The sequence below is a fragment of the Halobellus ruber genome, from assembly GCF_014212355.1.
GTDB lineage: Archaea > Halobacteriota > Halobacteria > Halobacteriales > Haloferacaceae > Haloquadratum > Haloquadratum rubrum.
In genome coordinates, this window is the sequence record NZ_JACKXD010000001.1 from 601,199 (window position 1) to 617,274 (window position 16,076).

A 16,076-nucleotide genomic window follows, 5' to 3' on the forward strand; every position below is an offset into this window, starting at 1 on the left:
GCCGGCGTCTATCAGTGTGGAACCTGCCGGATCGCCCGGCGTTTCGCCGGTCTGCTCCGACTTCACTCCGATGTCAACTCGGACAACAACGTCTCCAGATCGTAGTTCTCGAGTGCGCGGGTGCTGTGCCGCAGCGTCGACACCACGAACGTGGAGTTGGTACCGCGCACCTCGTCGATGGTTTCGAGATCGGTGATCAGCCGCTCGACGGACTCCCGGTCGGGGAGGTGCGCGATCACCACGAAGTCGGTCTCGCCCATCGTGAAGTACGCCTGGGAGACCCCCTCGACGTCTACGATCTTCTCCTCGAAGTCGTGGTGGGAGCCGTGGTAGTCCGTCGAGAGTTGCACCAGCACCGTCACGCCGAGACCGACCGCCTCCAGGTCGATGTCGTAGAGGTCGTTCTCTAAGATCCCCGCCTCCCGGAGGTTGTTCAGCCGGTAGTGGATCGTCGACACCGGGATGTCCGTCTCCTCGTGGAGGCGCTCGGGGCTCCCGGTGCCGAGATCGGAGATAGCCTTCAGCAGTCGGACGTCGCGTTCGTCCATCGTTCGGTGGATACTGTTCCGACCCCGGATGATGTAAATTACGACGTCCGGGCCGCCGACGGGGCTAACACCCTCGCGTCCCTCCACGTACGTACGATGGACCGAACCGAGATCCGGCGGGCGTGGGACGCGGTCGCCGAAACGTACGCACGCAGTCGGGATCCCACCGGCTCCGACGCCGACCTGCTCCGGACGCTGCGCGGGGACCTCCCTCCCGACGCGACCGTCCTGGACGTGGGCTGTGGCGACGGCGCGCGGACGCTCGCGAACCTCCCCGCCGGCAGCATCGGCCTCGACGTCTCCCGACGAGGGCTGGAACTCGCCGCCGGGAACGTTCCCGACGCTCACCTCCTACAGGCCGAGATGCACGACGTCCCGCTCCGGGCCGACAGCGTCGACGCGGTCACGGCGTACCACGCGGTGTTTCACGTCCCGCGGGGCGAGCATCCGGCGGTCTACCGGGAGTTCACGCGGGTGTTGCGGCCGGGCGGGCGGCTCCTGCTGACGCTCCCGGGCGGGCGGTTCGAGACGGTGCGGGAGGGGTGGATGGGCGGCCGGATGTTCTTCTCGGCGCCCGGCCGGGAAACGACGCTCTCACAGCTGCGGGACGCCGGCTTCACCGATCTCCGGACGGAGACCGTGAACGATCCGCTGGGAAGCAGCGCCGAGTTCGTGTTCGCGACGGCGTCCGGCGGGTAGAGATGTCGGCCGCCGGCGGCATCGCCGTCGGTGCCGCCATCCGCCCGCAGCACCGCTAACGATCCCGCTACCCACCGTTCCCGGCATCGCTGTCGACGCCCATCGCTTGGAACAGTTTCCTCCGGACGGCCTCCTCGGTCAACTGCAGCAGCGTGTCGCGGTTGTCGTCGCTGGTCTCGATTCCGGTGAAGATCCCCAGCGGGATCTCCACGTCGCCCTGAGTGGAGTGCCCGCCGGTCTCGCCGATCTCCGAGAAGGCGTCCTCGAGGGTGTTCCCGATGTTCATCCGGATGTCCTTCGAGCGCGCCGACAGGAAGATCCGATCGTCGCAGATGCCGAACACCGCGGTCGTGGTGATGCCCTCGAGCTTCAGGAGGTGTTGGGCGGCCTGGCCGAGGGCGTCGCGGTCGCGGATGAACCCCGCGTTCGAGACGAGGTGGCTGCCCTGCACCTCGCGGTTCTGAATGGCCTCCGCCAGCACGTCCAGCGTCTCCGGCGACATCGACGGCGACTCCACCTGTTCGAGGGTATCGTGGTTGACGAACGGGTGGAGGTACGCCGCCGCGGTGAGGTCGGCGGGCGTCGTCTCGCGTTTGAAATCCAGCGTTTCCGAGCGGATCCCGTACAGCAGCGCGGTCGCCACCGCCTCGGTGGGAGAAAGCCCGAACTCCTGAAGATATTTCGTGAGGATCGTCGACGTCGAGGAGACGTTGGTCCGGATGTCGGCGAACGCCGCCCCGACCTCGGTTTCCGGCTCGTACCGGTCGATGAAGATGTCCACGTCGACGTCGGGGTCGAACTCCGCGTCGCTGGACTTCCCGTGGTCGACCATCGCGACCGCGCCGTACTCCGAGAGGGGTTTGCCGTCGCCGATGGGGACCAGTTCGATCCCCAGGAGGTTGACGAACGCCCGGTTCTCCTGGTGGCCGATCTCGCCCTCGTAGTTGATGACGGCGTCGATGCCGTGCTCCCGGGCGATGGCCTGCAGCGCGACCGCCGACGCGATCGAGTCGGGGTCGGGGTTGTCGTGGGTGAGCACCGCCAGGCCGTCGGTGGCGCCTTCCAGTATCTCCGCGAGCTGCTTTGCCTTGTACTCGAGCTCCCCGGATTCCAGCGACCGCAGCGCGGAGTCGGCGATGACCTCCGAGGGGTTGACGACGACGTCGGCGCCCAACTCGGCGAGTTCGTCCTCGGTGACCGGGTCGGAGGCGCGGGCGACGATGAACTGATCGCCCCCGCGCTCTCTGATCGCCGAGACGGCCGCCTTGTTCGCCTCGACGTCGGACGCCAGGATGAGGAGCACGTCCCTGTCCCCGACGGCCTCGACGACGTCGGGGTCGGTGATGTCGGTCCGCTTGGCGTTGAGGTCCTGATCGCGGAGGGATTCGACGCGGCTCTCGTCCTTGTCGAAGATGAGGACGTCCTTCCCGTCGGCGACGAGGTCCTCGGCCACCGCGTAGCCGACGCTCCCGCAGCCCAGGATGGCGTAGGTCGACATCGACGAAGTCGTGGCCCCGGCGCTCATACTGGCGCCATCTCGTGCCGGGCGACACTTAACACCACTCGTTCGGCGCTGTCGGCCCGGGTCGGCGCCGGCTCGATCCCCGTGTGTCGACTCCGTCCGTGCGTCCTGATCCGAACCACCGGGCGCTGGCCGGGCTGTCGCCGTCCTACCCACCCGACCGACGGGTCCGTGACGGCAGGGTTTTTGCGGGCGCGTCCGGATGACGGGGTATGCAACGCCGGCTGGTTCTCGGGCTCTGTGGATCCCTCGGCGGCGTGATCGACCGCCTCGCGGTCCGCACCGGCAATCTGACGGTCGTTTCCCCGGAGCAGCCCCCGATCGACACCGGTCGACCGAACGTGACACACAGGCGGGGCCACCCGGACGACGCCTCTGAGTACCCCGACCGTGCGGACCTCGTCTTCGTCGCGGGCGAGGACGCGGAAACGAACGCCGCGGCCGCCAGGGCTGCACGCGAGGCGTACCCCGACGCCCACCTGGTCGTGTACGCCGGCCTCGCTGCCGACGCGGCGACGGAAGCGCGGATCGCGGCGGTCGCCGACCGCGTGATCGACGCCGACCGGATCCTCACGAACCGGGTAGCGGAACTCACGACCGGCACCGGCGCCGAGCGCCTCACGCGGCTCTATGCGACGCTCCGGCGGATCGACGGTCGGCTCGCGGTCGTGATGCACGAAAACCCCGATCCCGACGCGATCGCCAGCGCCCTCGGGCTGGTCCGGGTCGCGGACTGCGTCGGCCTCGACGCCGACGCGTGTTACTTCGGCGAGATCTCCCACCAGGAGAACCGCGCGATGGTGAACCTCCTGGATCTCGATCTCGTGGTACTCGGTGCCGACGACCCGCTCCGGGGGTACGACGGCGTCGCGTTAGTCGACCACTCCCGGCCGGGCGTCAACGACCGGCTCCCGGAGGATACCACAGTCGACATCGTGGTCGACCACCACCCGCCGCGGGCCCCCGTCGAGGCGCGCTTCGTCGACCTCCGTCACGACATCGGCGCGACGAGCACGCTGGTGGCGGACTACCTCTCCCGGGCGGATGTCGCCCCCGGGGAGTCGCTCGCGACCGCCCTGTTGTTCGGGATCCGGATCGATACTGACGACTTCGCGCGTGAGGTCTCGACGGCCGACTTCGAGGCCGCCGCCTGGCTGGTGTCCCGCGCCGACCTCTCCGTTCTGAAGCGCGTCGAATCGCCGAGCATGACCCCCGAAGTCGTTGAAACGCTGTCGCGGGCGATCCGCAACCGCGACGTCCGCGGCGACGCCCTGGCGTCGAACGTCGGTGCGGTCCGCGACCGCGACGCCCTCGCGCAGGCCGCCGACCGGCTGGTGACCATGAACGGGATCCGGATCGCGGTCGTCTACGGGTTCAAAGACGGGATGATCTACGTCTCCGGCCGCGCCCGTGGTACGGACGTCGACCTCGGGGAGACCCTCCGGGACGCGCTCGATTCGATCGGTAGCGCCGGCGGACACGCGGATATGGCGGGCGCACAGGTCCCGCTCGGGATCCTCGACGACGCCGACGAGGACTCCGAGGACGAGTTGACCGAGGTGGTCACCGACGTCGTCGCCGGCCGGCTCTTCGAGACGCTCGAGGACGCGACGACGCTGCTGGGTCCCGACCGCGACACCGACTGGGCCTTCGAGTTCCCCTTCGAGGGGTTCGAGGGGGGCCGGGAGCGGTGACTCCGCGAGGAGCACGCTTTTGCGCCGTGGTCGCGTACCGCCTCCAATGACCGAGAGGCCGAAGGTCTCGGAGTATATGACCCGCGAGGTTCAGACCGTCTCGCCGACGGACACCGTCGCCGACGTTGCGCGTCGGATCAAGGAGAACGAGGGCCACAACGGGTTCCCCGTCTCGGAGGGCCGGAAGGTCCAGGGGTTCGTGACCGCAAGCGACCTGCTGCTCGTCGGCGACGACGACCCCATCTTCACGATAATGGCCGAGGACATCGTCGTCGGTCACCCCGCGATGGACGTGATCGACGCCGCCCGCGTGATCCTGCGGTCGGGGATCCAGAAGCTGCCCGTCGTCGACGACGCCGACAACCTGGTCGGTATCATCTCCAACACCGACGTGGTCCGCTCGCAGATCGAGCGTGCGACCCCCGAGAAGGTGGGGAAGCTGATGCGGACCCTCGAACAGATCCACGACACGTCGCTCCATCAGGAACATCGCCGCGTCGCCCTGGCGGATCTGACCCCCACGCAGGGGCGGGTGTACGCCGACGAACTCGAAGGCAGACAGTACGAACTCGAACGCGGGCTGGCCGAGCCGCTCGTCGTCATCGACAACGCGGGCGAACTGGTCCTGGCCGACGGCCACCACCGCGTGATGGCGGCCACGCAGCTCGGCATCGACGAGATGGACGCCTCCACCATCGTCGTCGACGAGCGGGTCGACCTCGGGATGCAACGGACCGCCGAAAAGGAGGGCCTGGAATCGATCGACGACATCGAGATCGTCGACTACGGCCGACACCCGCTGATCGAGACGACAGAGCGGCTCCAGGAGTGAGTCGTCCCGCGGTCCCCGGGTAGCGTATGGCGGCCGCTCCACTCCTTTACCGCCCTATCCATCGTTCGAGCCCTCCCCCGGCTCCGTCTTCCACGCCTCGAGCAACGCCACCGCCTCGGACTCGTCGGCGACGCGCTCGAAGCGGTACGCCCTCCCCTCCGGCGCCTGGTGGAGCCGATCCAGCCTGACGACCCACTCGCCGTCCGGGCGGCGCCGCCGCCGCACCGTCGCATACCCGTCGGCTCGGGTCCACTCGACGAGCGTCTCACTCTCGCGGCTCCGCGTCCACTCCATACGCGGGGCTACGGCCCCGGGGTTTGTATATCGTGCTCCGGACCGATCGTTCCCCGAACGGATCCGGGGTGACCCTCGAACCGTCAGTGCGTCTCAGTTGGCGGCCCCCTCGACGGAGTCGTCGGGTTCCCGGCCGGCGAGCGGCCCGGTTCGTGCCCCACACGCCGGGCACTCGGGGTAACCGAGTTCGTCGTACCGTACCGCATCGGTGGGATGCTCAAATCGGCACGCGGTACACTCGAACCCGGTCGGGAGAACGGTATCCATACGGGCACCTCGGCCGGTTCGGTATTAGTTAATCACCGGTTTATTCGCCGGACGCGCGGATCGAGCCCGGATACGCCACCGTCACCGACGGCACCAGCTACGGGCTCGCGATCGTCTCCCGGACCGCCGATGCCCGCGGCTGGAGCGTCTCCGTGACAGACTGGAGAGGGCGGCGCCCGCTTCGAGATCACCGACGTGACGTTCGCGTGAGCTACTCCGAGACCGCGATCGCGTCGGCGTCGGCCAGTTCTGCGAGTTCCGCCGGGGCGATCGGGAACACCGCGGTCGGTGCGCCGGCGGCCGCCCACACGGTGTCGTGATCGAGCAGCGACGAATCGAGGTAGACCGGCAGGTCCGCGTCGTGGCAGATCGGCGGCACCCCGCCGACCGCCCACCCGACGACGTCTCTCACCCGGCCCGGGGCGGCCATCGACACCCCGTCGGCCCCGACGTGATCGGCCAACCGCGGCTCCGACACGCGGTTCGCACCGCTTGTCACGACCACCACGAGGTCGCCATCGGCGTCGAAGACGAGGCTGCTCGCGATCTGTGCGACGTCACAGCCGACGGCGGCCGCCGCGTCCGCCGCGGTTTCGGTCCCCTCCGGAAACGTCTCCACGTCGGGGTCGATACCGTACCGATCCGTCGCCCGCCTGCGGAACTCCTCGGCAGTTCCGTCCATACGAACGGAATCCGGGACCGTCCACAAGAGCGCTTCGGGACGCCGAGCCGGGTCCGGCGACGGTCGCAGCTGCTCCGAGGGTTTAGGGGCGCCGAAAGTATCGGAAATGTGAAAGTTTCTTCCCGGGCCAGGGGGTACTGTCGGGTATGGTGGACCTCTGGGCCCTCGGGTTCGTTTTCCTCGCGGGACTTCTCACCGCGTTGGCGACGGGGATCGGCGCCGTCCCCTTTCTCATCTTCTCGGAGGTGAGCGACCGCTGGAACGTCGCGCTCTGGGGGGTCGCCTCCGGGATTATGCTCTCGGCGTCGGTGTTCGGGCTGGTGTTCGAGGCGCTCGGCCCGTCCGTTCGCGTGTCCTCGCAGGGGGTTTCGGTTACGAGCGTCCCACAGCGGGTGTGGCTCCTCCTCGTGGGTGGACTGCTCGCGGGCGCCGTCGTCGTCTTCGTCGCCCACGACATCATCGAGGCTACGGACGTCGACCCCGGCGAGTACGCCGAGGCGGACTTCAGGCGGTTGGTGCTCATCCTGGGCGTGCTCACCGTCCACTCCTTCCCGGAGGGGGTCGCCGTCGGGGTGTCGTTCGCCGACCTCGGGATCGCGGGCGGAACCGAGGTGTTCGGGGTCGCGGTACCGCTTCTGGCGGTGTTTATGACGGTCGCCATTTCGATCCACAACGTCCCCGAAGGGGTCGCGATCTCGATCCCGCTCCGGTCGATGGGCGTCCCCGACTGGAAACTCGTCCAGTGGTCGGTGTTCTCCAGCCTCCCGCAACCCATCGGGGCGGTCCTGGCGTTTTACTTCGTGCGTGTCGCCCGGGAGCTTCTGCCTGCAGGGTTCGGGTTCGCCGCGGGGGCGATGATCTACCTAGTGATCACGGAGTTCCTTCCGGAGGCCCGCGAGATCGGCTCGACCCTCCCGAACGGCGGGCGGCGGGAGCTTGTCGGCGGGTTCACCGCGGGCGTCGTGGCGATGGTACCGTTGCTCCTCGTGTAGCGGCTTCGAGGGGATGTCTCATACGGATCATTGTGACTACTTACCGGTCATCGCCGGAGACGGGGTCGGCGATGACCGGCAATTGACTACAACAATCCGTATCAGTGGCTGTGGCCCATCGCCTCGTCGAGGGACATCCCGAACCGCTCCTCGAAGAGCTCCTCCATCTTCTCGTTCAGCGATTCCAGGTCCGCGGGCGTGTCGCCCTGGCTGTGGTGGACGACCGCGTGGGCCTGCTGGGCGAACGACTGGACGAGGAGGTCCCCGACGACCGCTGTCGTGGACTCGCCCTGTTCGGTGAACACGTCGGCGAGACCTTCGGGAAGCTCGATCTCCTCGGCGTCGCCGTTCGGCGCTTCGATCGTGTAGGTTTCAGTTGCAACCATACTGGTACTGTGGCGGCTCGGCTTAAGGGTCTGTGGGAATCGGGCGCGGGCGGGACATCACAGCGTTCGGGGACCGTGACACCTCCGTCGAGCGACCCGTCTCAATCGCCCACGTTCGGCCGGTAGTCCCGGCTGATAGCCTTCCAGCGGTTCGACCGGAACCGCCGGAGGTTCACCACCATCGGCACCGCCGTCTCCGCGAGCAGCGCGAGCAACAGCCCGCCGATCCCGAGGGCGGGCACGACGGTGCCGAGCCACGCGAGCGGCACCGCGGCGAGGTACAGCCCCGACAGCGCGGCGACGAACGGCACCCGCGTATCACCCGCGCCCCGGAGCGCGCCGGTGACAGACCCGTCGATCCCGAGCGCGACGACGCTCACCGCCGCGACCCGGACGAACTGCGCCGACAGCTCCCGGTTGGCCGGGTCGTCGACGAAGATCCCCGCGATCGGGTCGCCGAACGCCACGACCACCGCCGCCGCGATCACGTACACCAGCGCCGACAGCCGGACGATCCCCCAGCCGTAGGCCTCGGCTTCGCCCTCCGCGCCCCCGCCGAGCTCCTGGCCCACGAGCGTCGAGGCGGCGATCGAAAAGCCCCACGAGAAGCTCCCGAGCAGCGCCCGGACCTGGCGCCCGACGCCGATGGCGGCCACGGCCACCGGACCGAACGTCGCGGCGATCGCCAGCAGGGGAAACACCACGAGCCCCTGTGCGGCCCGGCGGGCGACGAGTGGGGCCGAAACCGACCCGATCTGCCGGAGGAGGTCGGCGTCCATCCAGGGGCCGGATCGGGTGAGGGGGACGGGACTGGCCCCCCGGCCGCGGACGTAGTTCCGGCCCATCATCCCCCACGCGAACACGACAGTCACCAGGGCGGTCGCGAGCGTCGTCCCGAGCGCCGCGCCCGCGACGCCCATATCCAGCCCTAAAACGAACCCCGCCGACAGCGCGATGTTGGCGACCGCGCCGCCGGCCCGGACCACCATCGGCGTCACGGTGTCGCTCACGCCCGCGTACGTGCGACTGGCGATCAGGTTCAGATACTCGAACAGTAGCCCGGGCGCCACGACGGCGAGGTACGTCGCGCCGTAGCCGATGCTCGCGGGGTCCTCGCCGAGGAGCCCCACCAGCGGTTCGGCGGCGACGCCGAGGACCGTCGCCGCCGGAACCCCGACCACGACCGCGAGCAGCACGCTCAGCCGGACGACCGTGGACGCGCGGCCGACGTCGTCGCCGCCGTAGTTCTGCGAGACCAGCGAGACCGTGCCGCCGGCCAGTCCGATCGCGAGGAACTTCGCGACCGTCCAGAAGGCGTTCGCGAGCGTCAGCCCCGCGACGGCCGCCGGACCGAGTACGATGCCGACGAGCGCCAGGTCGACCGTCCGCTTGGACATGATCGCGAAGCCGGTGACGATCCGCGGCCACGCCAGATCGACCGTCGCGTGGAGCCGCGGCTCCTCGATGACGCCTGCGTTCGCGAGGCTCCGGGCGAGTGCCGACCCGGTTCGGCGGAGCCGTGACACAGTTTTCATTCAGCGGCGCCCGCGGCTAATCGCTTCCGTTCCCGGATCGACCGGTGGGGACACCCACCGCGTGAATGAACTCCGGATCGCGTCAGTTCGACGCCGATTCGGCGGCGAGCGCGGGGCCTACGCGCCGTCGACGAGCGCCTCCCACCGGTCGACGCCCGCCTCGGCGACCTCGCGGTCCTGCGAGACCGCTCCGCCGGAGACGCCGATCGCGCCGACGACCTCGCCGTCGCGTTCGAGCGGGTAGCCGCCGCCGAAGATCACGATCCGACCTTCGTCGGTGGTCTGGAGCCCGTACAGGGAGTTCCCCGGTTCGGACGGCTCCGCGAGCTCGTGGGTCGGCATGTCGAGCGCCGCCGACGTGTACGCCTTGTTCCGGGAGATCGATACCGACGCCAGCCACGCGCCGTCCATCCGGTGTTGTGCGACCAGGTTCCCCTCGTCGTTGGCCACCGTGATGACCATCGGGTTGTCGATCTCGTTGGCCTTCTCCTCGGCGGCCGCGATCAGTTCTTTCGCCTCGTCGAGTGTGACTCTGTCAACCATAATTGGATTCCGCAACCGCAACAGCATCTGCTCGTCGAGGCGGGCTAAACGACGTGGGGGAATACTACTGACTATTAAATTATCACCGAAACAACAACCGTCGCGGTTGCGGACGTGGACGATCTGTCAGGACAAGTATAATAAACCCATATTCTTTCACAGGTGGCCGTACCGAACATCTGAGCCGAGCATCGCCGCGCGTCGCGCGGCGTTGACCGCTCGCTACTGGCGAGCGGTTTTTTGTCCAGATTTTTTCTGCGGGTTGAGCGCCGTCACCAGAACGCGGTGCGTTCTGGTTGGCTTACGAGAGCGTAGCTCTCGTGAACGCCGGAGGCGGCGCGAGGCCCGCAATAAAAAAGATGGGTGTTAGTCGTCGCTCTCGGCGGCCGCCACGTCGCCACTCGCTTCGGCCCGCGCGTCGCGCTCCAACTCTTCGAGGTAGTCGTCGGCGTCGAGGGCGGCCTTCACGCCCATCCCGCCGGCGGTCGAGGCCTGCTGGTAGTGGAAGTCGACCACGTCGCCGGCGCCGAAGATGCCGTCGACGTCGGTGGCGGTCTGCCCGCCGCCGGTGCCGCCCTGCGTCCGGATGTACCCCGCGTCGTCGAGGTCGACGCCGGTCCCCTCCAGGTACTCGGTGTTCGGGGTGTGGCCGATGGCGTAGAACACCGCGCCGGCCTCGAACTCGACGGTCTCGGTGTCGGGGTCGTCGAGCTTCTCCTTGGGGTGGCCCTCGGGGTGAGAGACAAGCGTCACGTGGTCGAGGCCCGCCTCCCTGCTGCCGTGGAGTTCGGTCACCTCGGTGTTGCGCATGATCTCGATCTCGCCGTCCTCGACCTTCTCCGTCACGCGGTCGATCCAGTAGTCCTCCGCGCGGAACTCCTCGCGGCGGTGGGCGATGTAGACGGTGTCTGCGAACTTGGTGAGGAAGTTCGCCTCCTCCATCGCGGCGTCGCCGCCGCCGACGACGAGGATGTCCTCCCCGCGGAAAAAGGCGCCGTCGCAGGTCGCACACGTCGAGAGGCCGTACCCCATCAGTTCGTCCTCGCCGGGGATCCCGAGCGTCCGCGCCGAGGCACCCGAGGCCGCGATGACGGCGTCGGCGGTGTAGACGTCGCCGTTGTTCAGGGTCACGGTGAACGGGCGCTCACCCGTCTCGACGTCTTCGACGATCCCGTTTTCGATGTCGGCGCCGAAGCGCTCGGCCTGGGACTTCATGTTCTGGATGAGCTCCGGGCCGGAGATCCCCTCCGGGAAGCCCGGGTAGTTGTCGACCTCGGTGGTGAGCGTGAGCTGACCGCCCGGCTCGTCACCCTCGAAAACCAGGGGATCGTTGTTCGAGCGCCCGGCGTAGATCGCGGCCGACAGCCCCGCGATCCCCGAACCGGCGACGATGAGCGGTCGGTGGTCGACGACCTCGTCGGCGTCCGTTTTCATACTGGTACCTTCGGGAGAGGGACTCTTTTACGTTCCGCTGTCGTGCGGCGCCCCGACAATCCACGGACGGCAGCCACCGTGGGACGGACCGGTTCCGGACTCGGGACGCCACGAAGCGTACGCCGCGGACCGTCCGTTCGGTCGGGAGAGCGGTCGTCTGTCGTTCGCGAACCTCCGTTACCGCACCGAAACCTCCGACACGGGGACGATGGCCTGTCCGTCCCGTCTCCGTCGGGGTCCCGTCCGGCCTCGTCATCTCGCATTGCGTATGTTCGTCGGAGCATTTATTGTACGACAGTATCTCGGTCTATCGTAACTTGTGCCGCCGGATACTGCACTCCTACAAGCTATCGTAAACGGCATCGCAACGGGGAGTATGGTCGCGCTCGGCGCGATCGGGCTTTCGATGGTCTACAGCATCGCTGAAGTCCCGAACTTCGCCCACGGCGACCTGCTCACCCTGGGCGCGTATATGGCCCTGTTGATAAACAAACCCGGAAACGTCCCCCTCCTCGACGTGCTGACCACGGGCGGACAGTCGCCGACGACAGGTGGACTGGTCGTCCTCTTCGCGCTCGGGATCCTCTCGACGCTCGGGACAATCTACATGCTCGGTGGCGTCGACGCGTTGCTGGGGTCGTTCTGGCCGATCGACGTGCCCCGGCCTGCCGCGCTCGTGGTCCACGTCGGCCTCGGGGCGGTCGTCGGCGCCATCGCCGCGCTCGGGCTCCCGTCGATCATCGCGGGGATGCTGTTCTCGGGCGTGGTCGTCGCCGCCCTCGGGCCGCTGCAGGAACGGTACGTCTTCGGGAAGTTCCGCGCGAAGGACATCTCGCTGGCGATGATGCTCGTGGTGTCGCTGGCGATGTCGTTCGTGCTCCGGTTCACCGTCCAGGCGATCTTCGGCAGCACCACCCGCAGCTACTCGCTGCAGCCGGAACTGGAGCTCTTCGGTAGCTCGGTGAACATGGTCGTCGTGAAGTTCTTCGACCTGTACTTCACCGGGGGTGGGTTCCTGATGCGCATCAGCGACCCGGTCAGTGAAGCGGTGCTTTTCAACGGGTTCTACTCGTGGGTGAGCTTCCTCCTGATGCTGGTCGCGGCCGTCGCCGTCGGCTACGCCGGCTACCGGTTCCGGCGGGGCACGCGGGCGATCCTCGGGCCGTACCTGCTCGGGTCGATCGTCGGCCTGATCGCGTTCGCGGCCGTCGGGATCGTGGCGGGGACGCCCGCCTCGGTCCCCCGGAGTCCGATCTACGGTACCCGGGTCAAGCTCTCGGTGCTCAACGCCTTCATCATCGTGCTGGCGCTCGCGATGATGGGGCTGCTTCACACGCTGCTGCGCGCGACGAAGCTCGGCAAGGCGATGCGGGCGACCAGCGACAACCGCGATCTCGCGGAGATCCGCGGCATCGACGTCGGGCAGGTGACGATGGGCGTCTGGGTGCTCGCCGGGCTGTACGCGGGGATCGGCGGCGCCACGCTCGGCGTCCTGTTCGGAACGCTCAAGATAACGATGGGATTTTTCATCCTGTTACCGATGTTCGCCGCAGTCATCGTCGGCGGCATCACGATATACGGCGCATTGGTCGGCAGCTACATCGTCGGGCTGGCGATGGAAATCGGGATCTTCGCGCTGCCGTTGGGCGCGACGTACCGCACCCCGATGGCGTTCGTGGTGCTGATACTGGTCCTGCTTATCAAACCAGAGGGGATCACGGGGTGACATAATGGCGACCGCTGACATCCTCGTGTCCCTGGTCGTGCTCGCGATGTTCTACTCGATCCTGGCGCTCGGGATGAACATCAAGTACGGACACACCGGGCTGCTCGACTTCGGTCACGTCGGGTTCTATCTGATCGGCGCGTACACGGCCGCTCTCCTGGTGATACCCGGTGACGTGGGCGGCCCCGACACGGTGTACCTCTTCGGGCTGGACCTCCCGTGGGTGGTCGGCGTCCTGGCGGCGATGGTCGTCGCGGGCATCGTCGGGGCGTTCGTCGCGTTGCCGACGCTTCGGCTCCGGGAGGACTACCTCGCGATCACGGTGTTGGGAATCGCAACCATCTTCCAGCGGATCGTCCAAGCGGAGACGTGGCTCGCCAACGGGCCCGATGCGCTCCGCGGCATCACCCCGCCGATCATCGGCCGGTTCCCGGTCGACGGCCAGTCCATCGGGGGACTCGTCATCATCGCGCTCATCTGCGGGACGGTCTGGACGCTGACGACGCTGGGGCTCGGGCGGATCCGGGAGATCCTCGAAGCGGCCGATCGGTCGGTCGTCGGCGGGGGGACCGACACGCTGTACGCCGTCGGCCTGCTCGGAACCGAACGCCTGCTCGGAACCGAGCGGACGGGCGCCTCGCCCGACGGGGGCGTCGCGGAGTCGGAGGCCGTCGGCTTTGAGGCGACGACGCAGTTCCGGATGGCCGCCCTGGCCGGCGCCATCGTCGCCGTCGCCACCGCCGTCGTGGTCGCGATCAACACCCGCGTGGGCCTCCTGGCCGTCGGGACCGTCGTGTCCGTGTACACCTGGCTCGTCCTGCTTGCGGGCATCAACAGCTACACGAACTTCGACGGGATCGACTACGTCGCGACCCTCGCGCTGGGAACCGGCTTTATGCTGGCGCTGGCGCCGATGTTCTACCTCGACTCCGTCACGGTCTGGGTGCCGCTGACGCTGGCCGCGTTCGCGGCCGTCATCGGCACGACGGTGTATCTCCGCCGGAACTGGTCGCGGTTCTCCGCGCGGCCGTTCAGATACGGCCTGTTCACCGGCGTCTGGTTCGGCATCATCTGGTACTACCCGATCCAGGTGCTCACACCGCTGCTCAACGGGAACCTGATGAGCGCCGCGACCACGGTGTTCAACAACGTGGTCTGGATCCTGTCGTTCTCCGGACAGACGCCGCGGATCGGCTACTCGCGGTTCACGCTGTTCCTGTTCGGCGTCATCCTCCTTGCCTCGCTGTACCTGATGGAACTGGTCGTCGAGTCCCCGTTCGGTCGCGTCCTCCGGGCGGTTCGCAACGACGAACGCGTCGTCAACTCCCTGGGGAAGGACCCGTTCCTGTTCAAGATCCAGAGTATGGCGCTGGGGTCGGCGCTCGGCGGCCTCGCGGGCGCGCTGGCGGCGATGTACTTCCAGGTGCTCGTGTTCACGATGTTCGCCCCGCGCGTGACGTTCATCGCGCTTTTGATCATGTTCCTCGGCGGCGTCGGCAACAACCGGGCGATGATCGTCGGCGCGTTCCTCTTCTGGGCGTTCCAGACGGCGACGACCCAACTGGCCGGGTTCGTCGCGACCGACCTCCGGACGAACTTCCAGGCGTTCCGGTTCGTCCTGATGGGCGTCCTGTTCCTGTTGATCCTCTACTACCGGCCGCAGGGACTGATGGGCGAGCGGTCACGAACGGAGGTGAGCGACCAGTGAGCGACGCACCGCTCCTCGAAGTCGAGGACCTGCGGAAGAAGTTCGGCGGCATCACCGCCGTCGACGGCGTCTCCTTCGAGCTCGAGGAAGGGAAAATAACCGGACTGATCGGCCCGAACGGCGCGGGCAAGACGACGACGTTCAACCTCCTCAGCGGGTTCTACAAGCCGACGAGCGGCACGGTCCGGTTCAAGGGAACCGACACCCAGGAGATCATGCGACCGTCGTCGGCCGAGCGGTCGATCTGGACCAGCGCCTCCGCCACGAGTATCGGGCTCTTCGGACTCGGCGTCGGCCGGGTGCTGTACGGCGCCTCGCCCGGCGTCCTGGCCGGCGGCGCGGTCGTCGGGGCCGGTGCCGGCGTCGGCCTCTACCTCGGGCAGGGCGCCTACCGGAACCGGAGTGACGACGTCAAACACTCCCGGCCGTTCCAGCTCGCACAGCGGGGGATGATCCGGACCTTCCAGATCACGCGGGAACTCACCGAGATGACGGTGCTCGAGAACCTGCTACTCGCGCCACAGGATCAGACGGGCGAGAACCTCGTCAACGCGGTCGCCCGGCGCGACGCGGTCGCGGAAAACGAACGGGAGCTCCGCGCGGAGGCCGAGGAGATCATCGACCTCCTCGAACTCGATCACCTCCGCGACGAGGAGGCCGGCAACCTCAGCGGCGGGCAGCGGAAGCTGCTCGAACTCGGCCGCGTGCTGATGTTGGATCCGGATCTGGTGCTGCTCGACGAGCCGGTCGCGGGCGTCAACCCCGCGCTCACCGACCGGATCATGGACGTCATCACGTCGATGCGGGACGAGGGCTACGGCTTCTGCATCGTCGAACACGAGATGGACGTCATAATGGAGATCAGCGACCGGATCGTGGCGATGGCCGAGGGACAGAAGATCGCCGAAGGGCCGCCCGAGGAGATCCAACAGAACCAGCAGGTGCTTGAATCCTACCTCGGCGGGTGACCGGATCGGGTGGTCGCCGCTGACGCCCGTGACGGGCTGTCCCGCCCCTCGCAGCGACGATCTCCCCGGGTCGCTCCGCCTTCCGCCGCGCGGCCCCGCCACCCGCGCCCGCCGGTTCGGGCCGCAGATACTCCACTCGCGCGGTCGCCCGCCGCCCGGTGTGCCGCGCGTCCGTGCGGCACCGCCGGAAGCGCTCGGGAACCAGTCGAAACGACGACAAACGCCCACCACACCGTGACACCATCG

Annotated in this window: 16 protein-coding genes; 7 read left to right on the plus strand and 9 right to left on the minus strand. The window is 68.0% G+C overall.

Annotation, left to right across the window (positions count from 1 at the left end):
• Window positions 1-62: 62 nt before the first annotated feature.
• On the minus strand, window positions 63-548 hold the full coding sequence (locus tag H5V44_RS03110) for an Lrp/AsnC family transcriptional regulator (RefSeq protein WP_185191655.1): 486 nt from the start codon (window positions 546-548) through the stop codon (window positions 63-65).
• Window positions 549-644: 96 nt separating this feature from the next.
• On the opposite strand from H5V44_RS03110, the gene H5V44_RS03115 reads away from it, so the two are divergent.
• Entirely contained in the window at window positions 645-1,247 is a 603-nt protein-coding gene (locus tag H5V44_RS03115; RefSeq protein ID WP_185191656.1) for a class I SAM-dependent methyltransferase, read from the plus strand.
• A gap of 67 nt (window positions 1,248-1,314) precedes the next feature.
• Here H5V44_RS03115 and H5V44_RS03120 read toward each other — a convergent pair whose 3' ends face one another.
• The gene (locus H5V44_RS03120; RefSeq protein WP_185191657.1) at window positions 1,315-2,772 is read right to left on the minus strand and encodes a DHH family phosphoesterase; all 1,458 of its coding nucleotides are present in this window, start codon (window positions 2,770-2,772) and stop codon (window positions 1,315-1,317) included.
• A gap of 209 nt (window positions 2,773-2,981) precedes the next feature.
• On the opposite strand from H5V44_RS03120, the gene H5V44_RS03125 reads away from it, so the two are divergent.
• Together H5V44_RS03125 and H5V44_RS03130 are read left to right on the plus strand one after the other, a co-directional pair.
• Window positions 2,982-4,463 carry a DHH family phosphoesterase gene (locus H5V44_RS03125; RefSeq protein ID WP_185191658.1) on the plus strand — a complete coding sequence of 494 codons (1,482 nt, stop codon included), beginning with the start codon at window positions 2,982-2,984 and terminating at the stop codon, window positions 4,461-4,463.
• A gap of 46 nt (window positions 4,464-4,509) precedes the next feature.
• Window positions 4,510-5,295 (plus strand): CBS domain-containing protein, encoded by a 786-nt coding sequence (locus H5V44_RS03130; RefSeq protein WP_185191659.1) that lies wholly within the window; start codon window positions 4,510-4,512, stop codon window positions 5,293-5,295.
• Window positions 5,296-5,349: 54 nt separating this feature from the next.
• Here the strand turns inward: H5V44_RS03130 and H5V44_RS03135 are convergent, their stop codons facing one another.
• The 3 genes from H5V44_RS03135 to H5V44_RS03145 all read right to left on the minus strand — a co-directional run bounded on the left by H5V44_RS03135 (window position 5,350) and on the right by H5V44_RS03145 (window position 6,538).
• The gene (locus H5V44_RS03135) at window positions 5,350-5,589 is read right to left on the minus strand and encodes a DUF7543 family protein (protein WP_185191660.1); all 240 of its coding nucleotides are present in this window, start codon (window positions 5,587-5,589) and stop codon (window positions 5,350-5,352) included.
• A gap of 93 nt (window positions 5,590-5,682) precedes the next feature.
• Complete coding sequence (locus H5V44_RS03140; RefSeq protein ID WP_185191661.1) at window positions 5,683-5,856, minus strand: hypothetical protein; 174 nt, start codon at window positions 5,854-5,856, stop codon at window positions 5,683-5,685.
• A 211-nt stretch (window positions 5,857-6,067) separates the two neighbouring features.
• The gene (locus H5V44_RS03145; RefSeq protein ID WP_185191662.1) at window positions 6,068-6,538 is read right to left on the minus strand and encodes a YbaK/EbsC family protein; all 471 of its coding nucleotides are present in this window, start codon (window positions 6,536-6,538) and stop codon (window positions 6,068-6,070) included.
• A 146-nt stretch (window positions 6,539-6,684) separates the two neighbouring features.
• Between H5V44_RS03145 and H5V44_RS03150 the strand changes: the two genes are divergently transcribed.
• Window positions 6,685-7,530, plus strand: a complete 846-nt coding sequence (locus H5V44_RS03150; protein WP_185191663.1) for a ZIP family metal transporter — start codon at window positions 6,685-6,687, stop codon at window positions 7,528-7,530.
• Window positions 7,531-7,631: 101 nt separating this feature from the next.
• Here the strand turns inward: H5V44_RS03150 and H5V44_RS03155 are convergent, their stop codons facing one another.
• From H5V44_RS03155 to H5V44_RS03170, 4 genes are all read right to left on the minus strand, one after another.
• Complete coding sequence (locus H5V44_RS03155; protein ID WP_185191664.1) at window positions 7,632-7,916, minus strand: DUF7545 family protein; 285 nt, start codon at window positions 7,914-7,916, stop codon at window positions 7,632-7,634.
• Between the two features lie 101 nt (window positions 7,917-8,017).
• Complete coding sequence (locus tag H5V44_RS03160; protein ID WP_185191665.1) at window positions 8,018-9,451, minus strand: MATE family efflux transporter; 1,434 nt, start codon at window positions 9,449-9,451, stop codon at window positions 8,018-8,020.
• 117 nt (window positions 9,452-9,568) lie between these two features.
• The gene (locus H5V44_RS03165) at window positions 9,569-9,994 is read right to left on the minus strand and encodes a GlcG/HbpS family heme-binding protein (RefSeq protein WP_185191666.1); all 426 of its coding nucleotides are present in this window, start codon (window positions 9,992-9,994) and stop codon (window positions 9,569-9,571) included.
• A gap of 366 nt (window positions 9,995-10,360) precedes the next feature.
• Window positions 10,361-11,428, minus strand: coding sequence for an NAD(P)/FAD-dependent oxidoreductase (locus tag H5V44_RS03170; RefSeq protein WP_185191667.1), 1,068 nt, complete (start codon window positions 11,426-11,428; stop codon window positions 10,361-10,363).
• 376 nt (window positions 11,429-11,804) lie between these two features.
• Here H5V44_RS03170 and H5V44_RS03175 point away from each other — a divergent pair, with 376 nt between their 5' ends.
• Genes H5V44_RS03175 through H5V44_RS17755 form a run of 3 tightly spaced genes read left to right on the plus strand, consistent with a single transcriptional unit; the run spans window position 11,805 to window position 15,830 of the window.
• Window positions 11,805-13,154, plus strand: a complete 1,350-nt coding sequence (locus tag H5V44_RS03175; RefSeq protein ID WP_185191668.1) for a branched-chain amino acid ABC transporter permease — start codon at window positions 11,805-11,807, stop codon at window positions 13,152-13,154.
• A 4-nt stretch (window positions 13,155-13,158) separates the two neighbouring features.
• Entirely contained in the window at window positions 13,159-14,862 is a 1,704-nt protein-coding gene (locus H5V44_RS03180; protein ID WP_185191669.1) for an ABC transporter permease subunit, read from the plus strand.
• On the plus strand, window positions 14,859-15,830 hold the full coding sequence (locus H5V44_RS17755) for an ATP-binding cassette domain-containing protein (RefSeq protein WP_185191670.1): 972 nt from the start codon (window positions 14,859-14,861) through the stop codon (window positions 15,828-15,830). The genes H5V44_RS03180 and H5V44_RS17755 overlap by 4 nt, the downstream gene beginning before the upstream one ends.
• The last annotated feature ends 246 nt before the right edge of the window (window positions 15,831-16,076 follow it).

Excerpts from the sequence above, each read along its gene's own strand:
- H5V44_RS03110 (WP_185191655.1), bottom strand. The coding sequence starts at position 548 with ATGGACGAACGCGACGTCCGACTGCTGAAGGCTATCTCCGATCTCGGC.
- H5V44_RS03115 (WP_185191656.1), top strand. The coding sequence starts at position 645 with ATGGACCGAACCGAGATCCGGCGGGCGTGGGACGCGGTCGCCGAAACG.
- H5V44_RS03120 (WP_185191657.1), bottom strand. The coding sequence starts at position 2,772 with ATGAGCGCCGGGGCCACGACTTCGTCGATGTCGACCTACGCCATCCTG.
- H5V44_RS03125 (WP_185191658.1), top strand. The coding sequence starts at position 2,982 with ATGCAACGCCGGCTGGTTCTCGGGCTCTGTGGATCCCTCGGCGGCGTG.
- H5V44_RS03130 (WP_185191659.1), top strand. The coding sequence starts at position 4,510 with ATGACCGAGAGGCCGAAGGTCTCGGAGTATATGACCCGCGAGGTTCAG.
- H5V44_RS03135 (WP_185191660.1), bottom strand. The coding sequence starts at position 5,589 with ATGGAGTGGACGCGGAGCCGCGAGAGTGAGACGCTCGTCGAGTGGACC.
- H5V44_RS03140 (WP_185191661.1), bottom strand. The coding sequence starts at position 5,856 with ATGGATACCGTTCTCCCGACCGGGTTCGAGTGTACCGCGTGCCGATTT.
- H5V44_RS03145 (WP_185191662.1), bottom strand. The coding sequence starts at position 6,538 with ATGGACGGAACTGCCGAGGAGTTCCGCAGGCGGGCGACGGATCGGTAC.
- H5V44_RS03150 (WP_185191663.1), top strand. The coding sequence starts at position 6,685 with ATGGTGGACCTCTGGGCCCTCGGGTTCGTTTTCCTCGCGGGACTTCTC.
- H5V44_RS03155 (WP_185191664.1), bottom strand. The coding sequence starts at position 7,916 with ATGGTTGCAACTGAAACCTACACGATCGAAGCGCCGAACGGCGACGCC.
- H5V44_RS03160 (WP_185191665.1), bottom strand. The coding sequence starts at position 9,451 with ATGAAAACTGTGTCACGGCTCCGCCGAACCGGGTCGGCACTCGCCCGG.
- H5V44_RS03165 (WP_185191666.1), bottom strand. The coding sequence starts at position 9,994 with ATGGTTGACAGAGTCACACTCGACGAGGCGAAAGAACTGATCGCGGCC.
- H5V44_RS03170 (WP_185191667.1), bottom strand. The coding sequence starts at position 11,428 with ATGAAAACGGACGCCGACGAGGTCGTCGACCACCGACCGCTCATCGTC.
- H5V44_RS03175 (WP_185191668.1), top strand. The coding sequence starts at position 11,805 with ATGGTCGCGCTCGGCGCGATCGGGCTTTCGATGGTCTACAGCATCGCT.
- H5V44_RS03180 (WP_185191669.1), top strand. The coding sequence starts at position 13,159 with ATGGCGACCGCTGACATCCTCGTGTCCCTGGTCGTGCTCGCGATGTTC.